The following is a 13,371-nucleotide window of genomic DNA, read 5'->3' on the forward strand; positions in this document are numbered from 1 at the left end:
ATAAATAGCGGCTTTTTCGGCTGCAGAAAGCGCTAGGCAACGCCGTTCATCCCACGCTCACTTATCGCTGCGGTTGCTCGATGAATTGTCGATTAGAGCTTGCGCCAGGACGCTGCCAACGTAAATCTTGCTCAGCACTTGCCGATGCAGCCGTTGGCATTTCGGGCTCGCTGATTACTGGTTTTTGGCTCACCACCAACTGGCTCGATGAGGCACGCGTCACACTGCTTTGCGGCGGTGGCGGTGTCATCAAGGTCTTCCCGATCTGCTGAAGCATGCGCGCACCTTGCTCAGACCAACTAGCTGCCGTCTGCGGTTGCGCCAGCTCCGTACTGGCCAATTGTGGCACTTCAGCAGACGGTTGATTGTTGAGTGGAACCATTGGGATCGCGTTGGTGAATTCCACGGCAGGCGCTGACACATAGGCCTCCGGTCTGCGGCTGGGTTGCGGCGCCAGCGATAGTACGGTCCGCTTGTCTTCTTGCACAACGGCATTGCCGTCGCGTGGGATTGCTACAGGACGGACCGACTCGTAGGGATAAGTAGTCGGTAAGTTCTTTTCGGGCTTCTGACTGGCCAGTGTTTCGATCGTTATTAAAGACTCTCCATGAGACCAAGTTGGTCGTCGGTTCTGACTGAGATCGACAATGGGATCATCAAAACGATTCGATGTCACTATCGCGGAAAGCTCGGTCGCGTATTCCAGCGAAGCGCCAAGCACAATGGGTGTTGTGTCATTGCGGCTTACCATCGCTTGTGACTTCTCATTGCTAGAGTCAGACTTGAATGACCAATAAGCAGCACTACCTACCACTGCAAATAGTAGATATCCAAGCCCTGTTGCTGTTTTTCTTGAAAAGCGTGACATTTTCCTAATCCCGCGGGCTGAAAGTTAGATGACCGCAGAATTGTGCGCGAAAAATGAGAGTCGGGTTCAGCAAAACTCTGGGAATGACCTAACATTTCTCATCGAGCCAACTTAAAGTTTACCCAGCATGTGGATCTTCCATGCCCGATTCAATTATTGCTTTGCCTACATTCGGTATAACTGGTACACAACTACCTGTTGTCGTAAACTCTGCGCAAAATACTGAGCGCTCCAGCGATGTTTCGCTAAAGACAGTGCTGCATGTGATCAATGGTGAACACTTTTCAGGCGCTGAACGAGTGCAGCAGTTGCTGGGCAGATGTTTGATTGCTGAAAACTTTGACGCGCATTTCGCTTGTTTAAAGCCTGGTAAGTTTCCGACTCACGCCGAATTACCTGACGACCATGTCCATCAAGCCTCAATGCAGCATCGATTGGACTACAAAATTATTCAGCGACTTTGTGATTTATCCGTGACAATGAAAGCGGATATTCTGCATGCGCATACACCACGTAGCGCGCTGATCACCGCATTGGTCGCTGCCAAGCTGGATTTGCCTTGGGTTTACCATGTGCATTCGCCGACCGTCCGAGACTCAAGTCGTCTGTTGATCAATCGCATCAACGGTATCGTCGAGAAGCAGGCATTGCGCCGTTGCGACGCTGTCTTGACCGTCTCGCAATCGCTTCGAGATGAAATGTTGGCGCGGTCAGTGCCCTCCCGCAAAATCTTTGTTGCGCCCAATGGAGTCGCAGTCCGCGATCCTATCTCCGTTAAACAACGTTTAAACAGTCGCGAATGGAAATTTGGCGTTGTCGCTTTATTTCGCCCACGCAAAGGCCTCGAAATACTGCTTCAAGCATTTGAAAATCTCTGCAGCAGTAGTGACGACCCAAGTCGCTATTCATTAGATGTCATTGGCGGTTTCGAGACTAAAGCTTATGAACAGTCGATACAAGTTCAACTGGACGGTATGCGACATCGAAACCGTATCCACTTACACGGCTTTGTCAAAGATGCACCTCAAAGGATGCGTGAACTAGATCTCTTGGTCTTGCCGAGCACCTTTGGCGAGGGCATGCCGATGGTGGTTCTGGAAGCGATGGCTAACGGAATTCCTGTCGTGGCAACGAAGGTCGAAGGAACGCCTGAAGTGGTCCGCGATGGTATTGAGGGCTGGCTGGCCGAGCCTAACGACGTGGCGAGTCTGGAGGAATCGATGCTAACGGCTACCGCTAGTCGACCCGTGTGGTCACAAATTGCTGCCAACGCTTTCAAACGTCAGCGAGAGAAATTCTCTGACCAAACCATGGCCGCTGCCGTGGCAGAAGTCTACCGCCATGTACTCTACAGTCGATAAACTGACGCGTTCGACACAGGTAGGGATACCCGTTTAGCTACGATGGCAGCCAGCGAGGCGTGCTGTCCTTGCCGGTTTTGGCGGACAGCAATCGAGCTTCTAAGCCGTGTGCGTGAAACGATTTAACGCGACTTAGCGACCAATGGTCGGAGGATTATTCATCAAGAAGTCGCGTGGACCGCGATGCGAATAGTAAGGATAACCGACTTGAGCGGCCTGCACTCCTGAGCCAGTGGCTTGGTTGGCATAAGCCGCATGGTTAGCACTGTGGCTGTAACCATGGTTCAGTGTTCTTTGGTAATCCGTGCCTCCACGTTGCCAGCCAATGGCACCTGGTCGGCAACCGGGCGTACAACTCTTGCAGTTGTGGCAACCGGTATGGCATCCCACATTTGCGAAAATACCTAGCCCAACAACTAACATCGCAGCAATCTTACGACTCATCGTACGGTCCTTTTCCCAAGCCAATCACACAAACCCGGACAGTTCTTGGAGCCATCGCCGCGTGACGTTGGTTCTCGCTCATTCCGCAAATCGAGCATGCGGTGTACGAACTGCTCCGCATTGACTATCGAATCGTTGCCCCACGGGTCATGCGAGTAGTTGGTAAATTCGTTGCAATCGGTGCGCGAGGAACTGAAACAAATTACCCATCTTCACTAAAGCGACTTCAACATTTTTTCCAAAGCTCTATCTGAAATGCTCATTCGAGTTTTGCCGAACGCCGATGTAACTCTGTAGCGATCGTGCCGATATAAGGGACGCTGTACTCTTTCGAATTTCGCTTTTCTCGAAACCACCTTGAGCATGGACATCACAACGCTTGGATTTGCTGCTGCGGTTTCGGCAGGTGCGACCCTTGGCGTCCAAGCCGCTAATGCAACGCTGGACTTTGCGGAAATCTTGGCCAGCAAACTGAGCTCGCAGGCCGAGCCTGAAGAATCGCTGGAAGTTGGCGACGCTCAAAGGCAATCCATGTTGGCTTCCAGCGATGAAGCGTTCCAAAGCTCATTAGCGAAATTCGATGCGTTTCTCAATTCGATTGGCTTGTCGCCCAAGTACGCACGCGAGATTAAGTCTTCGCAGGATACCGAACCAAAGTCCACGGTTCGACTCAACGAGGTCGCCTGGGAACCGTGGCAGCAAACTTCGCTGCGCAACTGGATAGCCGGTAACGGTAAAGATGCCCAGGCTTTAGGCTTGGCGTAACGCTGACGCAAAAGAAAACGCGGAGGCTCTCCGCGTTGAATGTTTGTATTGAACTGCTCAAACTACTGCGAGCTACTCGACGGGGTAAGAGCTGTACTCTTGCTCGTACTGGCTGGCTTCTTGCGATTGAGTGCGAACAAAGTTTACTGCTCGACGTGCGGCGGCAACCTCATACTGGGTGAAATAGAATTCGATGCCCGTGTATTGCGAAACCTTCTTTGGCAAATGCTGCAGACGTTCCCAAGTCAGATCGCTTGCTACGTGCCAAGCAGCCGCCTGAGCCACAGTCTGCGATAGCTTGTTATGGCCAAGAGCAGCACAAATCTCAGCGACCTCTGGGTTGTTGTTGAATTTTTCAAGAGGAATAATCTGGTACTTCATGCGTGGGTTAGGATCTTTCTTCCCAAATTCCAAGCATACGGTTTGCGTTTGCAGTTTGGTGGGTTTGCCGGTCTCGACACGCATCATGCCGCCCATACCGCCGCCGCCCATCATGCCGCCCATGCCACCGCCCATGCCTTGACCACCGCCCATTCCGCCGCCACCCATGCCACCGCCACCCATACCACCCATGCCGCCCATACCACCCATCTGAGCTAACGCTTCTGGGACTGCAGCAAAGGTTTCAGGCAATTGAATGTTGAGCGGTTTGTCGGTCTTGTTGTGAATGATCACCGTCGCTTTGGTGGCATCTTTGGCAATGAATTCAACCTTGATTTGGCCATTGTCCATGGCCTCGAAAAACTCTAAGCCCAAATCTTCGGACTTGATGTCGGCAGCGGCAATCTCATTTTTATTGTTTCGGTCGGCTTTATCACCGGCGGAAACGAACGAACAAGTGAAAGCGGCAGAAAGAGCCAAAGACAGCGAGAGGAGGCGATGCATTTTCATATCCGTGCGGTTCCTATTTGAATTAAATGCTCAAGGCAAAACCCAGTGTTTCGCTCCAGCAAAGCTCTACAGACATCAGTCGTACACTTAAACCCATGTACGCAAAGTCTGTGCCAGAGTGGGTGCAAGCCTTGACGCTTCCTACACACTGTACCTCGCCGAATCCCTGATTTCCAGTAAAAATGCCGCAAAACTCCACAACTGAGGCCCGATTTCGCCAGTTCAATCCGGCTATCATGAAATGCCGTATGCCCCATGGTAAAGCTTGCGACCTGACGTCAGAATGTAGCACTCTGCAACGCCGCTTAGAGTCCATGAGCGGCAGTTTGCAACAAGGCGATTCCAACTCAATTTCTTGATCATTCCAACACTTAGGAGACAGCTACATGTCATTTTTTATTGGCGAAGCATTGACCGGCGAAGGCAACGAAATCGCTCACATCGACCTGATGATTGGCAGTAAGAACGGCCCAGTTGGTACCGCTTTTGCCAACGCGTTGGCGACCCAATCCGCTGGCCACACCAACCTGCTTGCTGTTCTAGCACCAAACGTGGCTGTCAAACCTGCGACCGTCATGATCACCAAAGTCACCATCAAAGGCATGAAGCAAGCGGTCCAAATGTTCGGCCCCGCCCAAGCGGCAGTCGCCAAAGCGGTCGCTGATAGCGTTGCCGATGGAGTGATACCAAAGGATCAAGCCGAAGAACTAGTGATCGTTTGCGGCGTCTTCATTCATCCCGCAGCCGCCGATGACAAGAAGATCTATGAGTTCAACTACCAAGCCACCAAGGATGCAATCAGCAACGCTATGGCTGGCAAGCCATCTGCCGCCGAGATGATCAGCCAAAAGGATTCCGCTGCTCACCCATTCCGAGGTTTCTAGTAGTCGCTGACTACTTTAACAATCATAGCTGTTGCACATCACGAGGATCCACTGCCGTGAAGTCGAAGATTCTACTGCAACTCGACACCGATGCTCATCCCAGCTCGTTTGACGCCGTCGTCGCCATCGACTCCGGCGTCGATTTCTTGCTGCCGTACGGGAATGTGAATCCCGAAAACGTCGCTGGCCTAGTTCACGGTGCCATGTTTACTCGCGGACCAGAGGATCTACAAAGCACTGCAATTTTTATCGGAGGCTCCAGCGTTACCAAAGGGGAGGAGATTCTTCGCAAAGTCAAGAAAACTCTCTTTGATCCGCTACGCGTTTCGGTGGTCCTGGATTGCAACGGCAGCAATTCGACGGCCAGTGCGGCTGTCTTGTGTGCGGCCAAACATGTTTCGCTATCCGGAAAAAAAGCGGCTGTCTTCGGTGCTACAGGAGCCGTCGGCCAACGCGTTGCACGTTTGCTGTTGGCTGAAGGAGCGGTTGTCACCGTCGGCTCGCGAGATTTATCTCGCGCTCAAGCTGTCGCGGATCAATTACCCGCAGATCAGCTAAGCACCGGCCAAGCAACTGCGGTCCATGCATTCGATTACTCCGACCAATCAATTGATGAAGTTCTCTCGCAGTGCGAACTTCTATTTGCTTGCGGCGCGGCGGGTGTCCAACTCCTGAACGAATCACAATTGAATCGCGCCACTGCGCTGCAAGTCGCCATCGACCTCAATGCGGTACCGCCCTTGGGATTGGCCGGCATTAAGGTGACTGACAAAGCTGTCCAGCGCGGTTCACGCGTCGACTACGGAGCACTCGGCGTGGGCGGACTGAAGATGAAGATCCACAAAGCCGCTCTGCGAGATGCTTTCCAGCGGCGTGGGTGTGTGATTGATGCCCTAGAGATGCTTGAGCTAGGCAAGTCGATCTAGGCAAGTCGATCTAGGCAAGTCGATCTAGGTAAGTCGATTTAGCCATGATCGCTATTGGTAAGACTACTCGAACGATTCTTCGTCGCTGGGGAAACTGCCGCTAACGACTTCTTGGTGGTACTGCGCAATCGCTTGTTTAGCCAACCCGTTAAAGTCTGCGTAGCGTCTTACAAATTTGCCAATCGCTTTGTCATTAAAGCCCAGCATATCTTGAGTCACCAAGACTTGGCCGTCACATCCCTTGCCCGCTCCGATGCCGATTGTCGGTACTCTTAGATCTCGCGTGATAGCCGCTGCCAACTTCGCCGGAACGCACTCAACCAATACCGCAAAAGCACCCGCTTCTTGAGCGGAGATGGCGTCTTGCATCAACTGATCCTTGTCGCGTTGAACTCGAAAACCACCCAGCGCATGAACGCTTTGAGGACGTAAGCCGATATGGGCCATGGTTGGAATGCCTGCATCTACCAGCGCGGCGATAGAGTCTGCTTGGGCCGCTCCGCCTTCCATCTTCACCGCAGTGCATCCGGTCCGCTTCATAATCCTCGCAGCAGTCCGTACTGTATTGCGAATTCCAAGCTGCCCGACGGGAAACGGTAGATCCACGATTACCATCGAACGTTTGACAGCATTCACCACAATGCGTCCATGATAGATCATTTGATTGACCGTAACGCTCAGCGTGGTCGGCTTGCCTTGGACGACCATGCCTAACGAATCGCCGACCAAGATGCAATCGACACCCGCTTCATCCAGCCAACGTGCCATGATGCAATCGTAAGCAGTCAGCATCGAAATCTTCTGCTTTTTCGCTTTGGCTTGTTGCAGTGAGCGGACAGTGATGACCCGCGATGAAGGCTCGGGGGAGGAATCGTTTGCAGTTTGAGGAGCTTTCGCCATACTGTGTTAGGATGTCGTTGAGTATTGAGTTGGATTGAGAATGCAGTAGCAATAGAAACCGCTATGTTCGATTCAAGCAAGCCCCAGTGGAAGTAACATTGCCGCACAAACAAAAAAAGTCTTTGCCCACAAGCACCGTAGCGACCGCAGTTGCGCCTTGGAAGTCGCCTTTTCGACCGCCATGGTATCTTCGCAGCGGCCACTTGCAAACCATTCTCACGGCGATCTATCGTCCAAAAGCGGTTGTTCCTCAAGCTCTACGGGCTACGGTACCCCTGGGCGAGCGCGGAGCGACTTATATTTATCGCAATGAGCCTGAGGAGTATCGGAATCCCGGCGAAGGCAAAAGAGAAGCTTTCTTTCTCCTGCACGGTTTGGGCTCGTGCCATTCTGGTTCCTACATGAGCGGCGTTTGTGCCGAACTATTGGCTCGCGGCTATCAAACTATTCGAATTGATGTTCCCGGTGCTGGCCCATCGCATCAAGTTACCGACCTGCCTCCTCATGCAGGCAGCAGTCCGTCGGTTCTACAGATTTTACAATGGGCCAATCAGCATTGGGGCATCGAACGTTTTCGCTTGGTGGGTTTTTCGCTGGGCGGCAACATCTCGCTGCATTTGGCTGCGAGTTTCGATGAGCAATTGAGCCAACAAGCAGCACTGGGAAACTTTACAGTGGAGTCCATTCACGCCCTTGCGCCACCTATCGATTTAGCCTACTGCTGCAGCAACATGGAACAAGGGGTCAATCGCATGTACGCCAACTTCTTTTTGCGCGGGCTGCGACGGTCAGCTCAAATGAGAGCTGAACGTTGGGATAGCTGGCAGGCCAGGTCAGCAGGCTTTCAAGCGACGACCATCCGAGCGTTTGATCAACAGGTGACGGCTCCTCTCGCGGGCTTTGCCAGTGCCGATGAATACTATGCATTTTCCAGTGTGCACAGCAAACTTCATCACATACAAATTCCCACTACCATCATTGTCGACCGACATGATCCCATTGTGCCATTTCGTATGTTTGCTGAATTAAATCGGAACCAACTTGAACATGTGCGGTTGCTGGAAACACGCCGCGGCGGCCACTTAGGTTACTACCAATACGGGCTGGGAAAAGGGCTAACGCGTTGGGCGGACGAAGCATTTAGTTCGATCATTTTAGGCGAACCCTCCGAGGAAGTGAGCGAAGTTCAGCCTCGTTAGCTCGCTGCGTCACGGGCCTGCCAACAATCTGTGTCGGATTGTTTCTTTGCTACCGTTGATCGGCTATAATCCAGGTCTCGCCTTTCACACCTACCTACCCATATCAAGGTTTTTTCGATGAAGAAAAACGCAGCCGATATTTCAATTCCCGCAACCGACCGCCGCTCGTTCGTCAAAACTAGCATCGTTGCAGGTTCCGCCATCGCCGCCAGCAACATCAATTCACGAATGGTGCATGCCGATAGTAAAGAGGTCATTCGCGTCGGCCTGATTGGCTGTGGTGGGCGTGGTAGCGGCGCGGCTGTCAATGCGATGGATGCGGATCCGAACGTACGCATTGTGGCCCTGGGCGATTTGTATGAGTCGTCGATTCAGAATTGCCGACGATCGCTGGGACGCAAATACAGTCAACAACTATTGGTCGATGACGAACATTGTTTCTCGGGACTAGACAACTATAAAAAGGTACTGGCGTCGGACATCGATGTGGTCTTACTGGCTGCCCCACCCTTCTACCGCCCAGATCACTTTGAAGCCGCTGTGGCCGCTGGAATGCAAATCTTTTGCGAGAAGCCCGTGGCAACCGATGCTGTTGGCGTGCGTCGAGTGGAAGCTGCTTGCAAAGAAGCGGAGGGTAAGGGCTTGAATGTCGTCAGCGGTTTGTGCTGGCGATATCACACCGGGATGGTCGAAACAATTCGACGTATTCACGATGGAGCGATCGGTGACGTCGTAACGATTCAATCCAACTATTTGACCAGTCCAGTTTGGATGAAGCCTCGCAATCCGGATGAATCGGAAATGGATTACCAGATGCGAAATTGGTACAACTACATCTGGCTATCCGGCGATCATATCGTTGAACAGTTTATTCATAGTATCGACAAGGCTCTGTGGATGCAGCACGATGTGCCTCCTGTTCGTGCGTACGGCATGGGCGGACGCCAAACACGAGACGATGCCACGCAAGGAAATATCTACGATCACTTCTCCGTGGTCTACGAGTGGGCTGATGGTCGTCGATGTTTTGCTCAAACGCGACAGATGCCCAACTGCTTTACCGAAGTAGAAGACTACATCTCGGGAACGGAAGGTAAAGCTCGATTGTGCGAAGGCATCATTGAAGGCAAGCAAGCTTACAAGCACGTTGACAAAGTCGTACAGATGCATCAAGCCGAACAGGACGAGTTCTTTAAAGCGGTTCGGGGTGAGCGCCCTCGGATCAACAACGGCGATTACATGTGCAAAAGCACGCTGATGTCGATCCTTGGCCGCGAAGCGTGTTATACCGGTCAATCACTTACTTGGGATCAAGTAGCCAACAGCAAGATGGACTTCCGCCCTGCCAGCTATGAAAGCGCTGATGCACCAGCGGTGGTAGTCCCACAACCCGGCAGCTATCGCTTCCAAGTGTGAGTAAATCATATCGCCATAGCAGTCTAGGCAGTACGATTGTTTAACCGCAATTGGACTATTTCGCTTGTGATCTCGCCTTCAGGGGGCATTGCGCAGGGGAAATGAAAAACGGTGCCGCCCTAACTGCGGTACTACGAAGCGCGACTTCGCCTTTGCTGATCGGTAGTGCGGTGACCTATGACCATACGCTTTTTCGGGAAACGGCAACACATGATAAAGAGCATTTGCGTGTACCTAAGTGTTTTGCTGTCTGCGATAACCCTCGCTGGCTGCCAACAGAATGAGGCACCCGCTGAAATACTTTCAGTAAAGAAGTTGTTGGTTGAAGAACCTGACTTCGCCAGGGTCGGAGCTCTTCTCGGGCGGAATGTTCGTGGATTTCGTTTTGAGAACGGCGAAATACACGGCTGGCTAAGGGCGTACACTGAGTCGGGTTTGCAGGAACTAAGCCTTGAAAACTCAGGCTCTAATAAATTCTTTCTACTTAGTCCAACCGGTGAAACATCAGAAAATCCAGAAAGCATTAAACTCCGCGGAGTCGTATTAATTGAGCAGGACGATGCGGCGAATGCGGCGTTTCTTGATCCGGAATATATATGGACTTTTGTAAGAGTATCCATCGCGACAACTGCAGAGGTTGCGAATGCCAAAGGCGAATCGAGGAAGGTCGTGACAACGATGCAAGAAGGCTATTTGCGGCAGGGGAAGCGTAAAAGCACAGTTGATGCTGAAAATAACCACTCGCTGCTTTCAGCACCTGCCTCGATTGTTGGATTTGGTAGCGAAGGCCGCGGCGATCACTTCTTCCGTGCAGGACAATCTAGCGGAATGCCCGCGCGGGACGGATCAGATGACTACTTATTCATAGAGGTTGCCGGTCAATAGATTTTCTGGAAACAAGTTCCTCAAGTGCTTTCGTAGGAACTGTATAATAACGCGTTATCTTGTCATCTGTGTCGGCGCCTTGTCTCGCTCGTTTTCGCAGGAGAGTTGAAGTCATGAAGTTCTTATACCTCAACTGGGTAAGGTTTTGCGGGATGATTTACTTGGGCATTTTGTTTTGCAATCTGTCCAATGCAGGCGAACCACCTACACCTCGCCCCAAACTAATTGGCGATATATTTCCACTAGACGGCGATGATTTCTACCAGCACGTCGAAATTCGCTCGACGAAACTTGAAGCAGAAACGCACTACCTTGGTTCTGGAAACTATCTTGAGACCATCGAGGTCTACTATGAGCTAGTAAATCAATCGGCGGATAGAACGTTTGAGCTTGCCGTTTTTGGCAACGTCAGCAGTATTGGAGGAATTCCCTTTTCGCGGCGATACGTGCATGTGCAATCAAGCGATTTGCCAATTCGGAAGGAACTGATTGAGTCTCGGAACTTCGATATCTATGACCATACTAATGATTTGCCGCTCAACATATTTACGATTCGATGTGAACAGGACCGGAAAACGAGTCTGCACCTGACCTACTACAATCTCCGCTGGTATTATCGTCCTAGTCGGGGCTCAGATTTCAACTTTGGTTTCTGGTGCAATGAACGTCTTTCAGGCCCACTAGATTTCAAATTTGCCGCGGATTCAACTTTGAATGCTTTGCAAGTGACAGGCATGGAAAGAGCTCGATACAACGACGGCGATGAGAGTATGCAATTGTCGAAGACCGTTTATCGCGAGGATCTCGCTGAAGGGATGCTCGAATTGCGGGTGCCTTTCAAACGTAAGACAGCAACCAAACAACCTTCCGCAGCGGTGCTTCCAAGCCCTGTGATTTTCGTTTGTGGTGTCGGCTTGGGAGTCCTCACGACTGCGATGCTTTGGACGCTGCTCCTTACCATTGATCCAAAACGAAAGCGGACGTGAAACCACTTGTTCGCCCCCTGTTCAGCCCAGCAGCCAACGCTGGCGATTCTCGATAGCTAACTGACTGGCATCCGGCGAAAACTCGAGTTTCCACTCGCGACGGATCGGTTCCAGCACGACTGGAATTTGCAACATCAGCTCGCGTCGAAAGATTGTTAGTTCCACTTGATCACCAGGCCGATGTCGCTGCAGAATCGCTGCCAGATTCGACGCCAAAATTCGCAGGCCGTCGATGGCGACTATTTCGTCGTCGACTTGTAATCCAGCCAAACTGGCCGCGGCTCCACGAATGATCTTGGCAACGAAAACTCGTCCGCCGACCTCGCGTGTTTCGCATCCCAAGCCAGCCGATGATGGCTTGGCATCGGTTTTCGCAGTGGCTTGTTGCGTCGCCAACTCGTAGGCGCTGCGATAGTCCTGCGGTTGATCATTGGTCCACTGTAAGCCCACTAGATCGAAGGCTTCTGTGAAATCGATTTCGTCGACACCTCGGACGTTTTGGTCGAACCATTGCTGCCAAGGCCCTGGTACTAGCGACGCGACTAAGTCTTCGAAGTCTTGCTCGGTGTAGCCCGTGGATCGATACCTTGTCCATAGTGCTCGCATCACATCTTGCAACCTGACGGCGAAAGAGCTTAATCGCGCTAGTTGCAAATCCAAAAGCATCGCCACGACTGCTCCTTTGGTGTAGTAGCTGATGCGAGAATTGTTCGAGTTCTCGTCAGGTCGATACAGTTTGATCCAAGTATCGTAACTGGAATCTGCCAGCGATTGCACGTTTCGCCCCGGCGCGTTCATGACCGATTGTATGGTCTTGCTGAGCAACGTCAGATACTCCGATTCACTACATAGACCGGACCGGTAGACCAGTAGATCGTCGAAGTAACTGGTAATGCCTTCGGCAATCCATAACTCGCGTAGATACTGCTCGTTATCATAATCATAAGTCATCAACGCGCGGGGACGCAAACGTCGGACATTCCAGGTGTGGAAGAATTCATGACAGACCAGTCCCAGCCATTCAAGATACTTGCTGCGGTCAAGCATGGCATGTGGATCAGACATTAGCACGCAACAGTCATCATGTTCCAAGCCACCATAGCCTCCTAGAACCAAATTCTGGAACGAGTAATTTTCATATGGAACATCGTCCCAGAATTTTTGTACCGTCGCCACAATCGCTTCCGCGTGCACGGTGGCAATCTGGTGATTCCATTTGGATAAGTGGCCGACGCTGGTCAAGCGATGCTGTTTTCCGCCGACGATGAAATGGCCGACACTCAACCTACCAATCACGATGGGGCTATCAACCAAATGGTCGAAGCTCTCCGCTCGAAAACATGCTTGATTGGTATGTGCAGACTCACGAGCATGGCAGTCAACAGGCAATGTACAATCGACGTTACAGCCTGCCGGGAGGTTCCACAGTTGCACGCGGTGAGCTTGATCCAAATAACGCTTGGCAGTGATGAACGTCGCAGCTCCCACTAGGAAAACAAAGTCGGATTCGACCCAGTTGGTCCGAACGCTTTTCTCGCGTGCATAAAGCCTATATCGAAGAGTTAACGATTCGCGATGCTGCGACCAAGTCAGCTTCCAAGCATTTTTGCGAATCTTTTCGATAGCAACTTGCTCACACGGTCCCTTACTGTCCACAGAGATTGATTCCATGTTTCGAGCATACTCGCGAATCAGATACGAGCCTGGCGTCCAAACTGGCATGAAGACTTCCAGTTCGCTGAGGCTCGCAACTTGAAATGTCGCTTGCACCTCAATCAAATGATCACGACCACCTTTTGAGAGATCAACAGAATAACAAACTGGTGGAATCGCTGGCTGCGTCATA

13 protein-coding genes are annotated in these 13,371 nt (G+C 51.7%); 8 read left to right on the plus strand and 5 right to left on the minus strand.

Features of this window, described 5'->3' with window-relative positions; genetic code table 11:
* Positions 1-61 precede the first annotated feature (61 nt).
* Complete coding sequence (locus tag SH302x_RS08520) at positions 62-868, minus strand: hypothetical protein (protein ID WP_479368307.1); 807 nt, start codon at positions 866-868, stop codon at positions 62-64.
* A gap of 140 nt (positions 869-1,008) precedes the next feature.
* Between SH302x_RS08520 and SH302x_RS08525 the strand changes: the two genes are divergently transcribed.
* Positions 1,009-2,229, plus strand: a complete 1,221-nt coding sequence (locus SH302x_RS08525) for a glycosyltransferase family 4 protein (RefSeq protein ID WP_479368308.1) — start codon at positions 1,009-1,011, stop codon at positions 2,227-2,229.
* Between the two features lie 132 nt (positions 2,230-2,361).
* On the opposite strand, the gene SH302x_RS08530 is transcribed toward SH302x_RS08525, so the two are convergent.
* Positions 2,362-2,673 carry a hypothetical protein gene (locus SH302x_RS08530; RefSeq protein WP_479368309.1) on the minus strand — a complete coding sequence of 104 codons (312 nt, stop codon included), beginning with the start codon at positions 2,671-2,673 and terminating at the stop codon, positions 2,362-2,364.
* Positions 2,674-3,036: 363 nt separating this feature from the next.
* Here SH302x_RS08530 and SH302x_RS08535 point away from each other — a divergent pair, with 363 nt between their 5' ends.
* On the plus strand, positions 3,037-3,438 hold the full coding sequence (locus SH302x_RS08535) for a hypothetical protein (protein WP_479368310.1): 402 nt from the start codon (positions 3,037-3,039) through the stop codon (positions 3,436-3,438).
* A gap of 72 nt (positions 3,439-3,510) precedes the next feature.
* Here the strand turns inward: SH302x_RS08535 and SH302x_RS08540 are convergent, their stop codons facing one another.
* Positions 3,511-4,329 carry a hypothetical protein gene (locus SH302x_RS08540; RefSeq protein ID WP_479368311.1) on the minus strand — a complete coding sequence of 273 codons (819 nt, stop codon included), beginning with the start codon at positions 4,327-4,329 and terminating at the stop codon, positions 3,511-3,513.
* A 386-nt stretch (positions 4,330-4,715) separates the two neighbouring features.
* On the opposite strand from SH302x_RS08540, the gene fae reads away from it, so the two are divergent.
* Positions 4,716-5,213 (plus strand): formaldehyde-activating enzyme, encoded by a 498-nt coding sequence (fae, locus tag SH302x_RS08545; protein WP_479368312.1) that lies wholly within the window; start codon positions 4,716-4,718, stop codon positions 5,211-5,213.
* A 56-nt stretch (positions 5,214-5,269) separates the two neighbouring features.
* A complete protein-coding gene (locus SH302x_RS08550; protein WP_479368313.1) occupies positions 5,270-6,139 on the plus strand; it encodes an NAD(P)-dependent methylenetetrahydromethanopterin dehydrogenase in 870 nt (289 codons plus the stop codon).
* A gap of 63 nt (positions 6,140-6,202) precedes the next feature.
* Here SH302x_RS08550 and panB read toward each other — a convergent pair whose 3' ends face one another.
* A complete protein-coding gene (gene panB / locus SH302x_RS08555) occupies positions 6,203-7,039 on the minus strand; it encodes a 3-methyl-2-oxobutanoate hydroxymethyltransferase (RefSeq protein WP_479368314.1) in 837 nt (278 codons plus the stop codon).
* A 122-nt stretch (positions 7,040-7,161) separates the two neighbouring features.
* Here panB and SH302x_RS08560 point away from each other — a divergent pair, with 122 nt between their 5' ends.
* From SH302x_RS08560 to SH302x_RS08575, 4 genes are all read left to right on the plus strand, one after another.
* On the plus strand, positions 7,162-8,238 hold the full coding sequence (locus SH302x_RS08560; RefSeq protein WP_479368315.1) for a YheT family hydrolase: 1,077 nt from the start codon (positions 7,162-7,164) through the stop codon (positions 8,236-8,238).
* A gap of 117 nt (positions 8,239-8,355) precedes the next feature.
* On the plus strand, positions 8,356-9,654 hold the full coding sequence (locus SH302x_RS08565) for a Gfo/Idh/MocA family protein (RefSeq protein WP_479368316.1): 1,299 nt from the start codon (positions 8,356-8,358) through the stop codon (positions 9,652-9,654).
* 177 nt (positions 9,655-9,831) lie between these two features.
* Positions 9,832-10,539, plus strand: coding sequence for a hypothetical protein (locus SH302x_RS08570; RefSeq protein ID WP_479368317.1), 708 nt, complete (start codon positions 9,832-9,834; stop codon positions 10,537-10,539).
* A 113-nt stretch (positions 10,540-10,652) separates the two neighbouring features.
* Positions 10,653-11,525: a hypothetical protein gene (locus SH302x_RS08575; RefSeq protein WP_479368318.1), complete on the plus strand. Its 873-nt coding sequence runs from the start codon at positions 10,653-10,655 to the stop codon at positions 11,523-11,525.
* A 21-nt stretch (positions 11,526-11,546) separates the two neighbouring features.
* Here the strand turns inward: SH302x_RS08575 and SH302x_RS08580 are convergent, their stop codons facing one another.
* Positions 11,547-13,370: a M61 family metallopeptidase gene (locus SH302x_RS08580; protein ID WP_479368319.1), complete on the minus strand. Its 1,824-nt coding sequence runs from the start codon at positions 13,368-13,370 to the stop codon at positions 11,547-11,549.
* Position 13,371: the final 1 nt, after the last annotated feature.

The sequence above is a fragment of the Njordella calcicola genome (assembly GCF_056494125.1).

What these genes read in the sequence shown, in the direction of transcription:
- SH302x_RS08570 (WP_479368317.1), top strand. Translation starts at nt 9,832, where the DNA reads ATGACCATACGCTTTTTCGGGAAACGGCAACACATGATAAAGAGCATT.
- SH302x_RS08530 (WP_479368309.1), bottom strand. Translation starts at nt 2,673, where the DNA reads ATGAGTCGTAAGATTGCTGCGATGTTAGTTGTTGGGCTAGGTATTTTC.
- SH302x_RS08525 (WP_479368308.1), top strand. Translation starts at nt 1,009, where the DNA reads ATGCCCGATTCAATTATTGCTTTGCCTACATTCGGTATAACTGGTACA.
- SH302x_RS08535 (WP_479368310.1), top strand. Translation starts at nt 3,037, where the DNA reads ATGGACATCACAACGCTTGGATTTGCTGCTGCGGTTTCGGCAGGTGCG.
- fae (WP_479368312.1), top strand. Translation starts at nt 4,716, where the DNA reads ATGTCATTTTTTATTGGCGAAGCATTGACCGGCGAAGGCAACGAAATC.
- SH302x_RS08580 (WP_479368319.1), bottom strand. Translation starts at nt 13,370, where the DNA reads ATGACGCAGCCAGCGATTCCACCAGTTTGTTATTCTGTTGATCTCTCA.
- SH302x_RS08540 (WP_479368311.1), bottom strand. Translation starts at nt 4,329, where the DNA reads ATGAAAATGCATCGCCTCCTCTCGCTGTCTTTGGCTCTTTCTGCCGCT.
- SH302x_RS08520 (WP_479368307.1), bottom strand. Translation starts at nt 868, where the DNA reads ATGTCACGCTTTTCAAGAAAAACAGCAACAGGGCTTGGATATCTACTA.
- SH302x_RS08565 (WP_479368316.1), top strand. Translation starts at nt 8,356, where the DNA reads ATGAAGAAAAACGCAGCCGATATTTCAATTCCCGCAACCGACCGCCGC.
- panB (WP_479368314.1), bottom strand. Translation starts at nt 7,039, where the DNA reads ATGGCGAAAGCTCCTCAAACTGCAAACGATTCCTCCCCCGAGCCTTCA.
- SH302x_RS08575 (WP_479368318.1), top strand. Translation starts at nt 10,653, where the DNA reads ATGAAGTTCTTATACCTCAACTGGGTAAGGTTTTGCGGGATGATTTAC.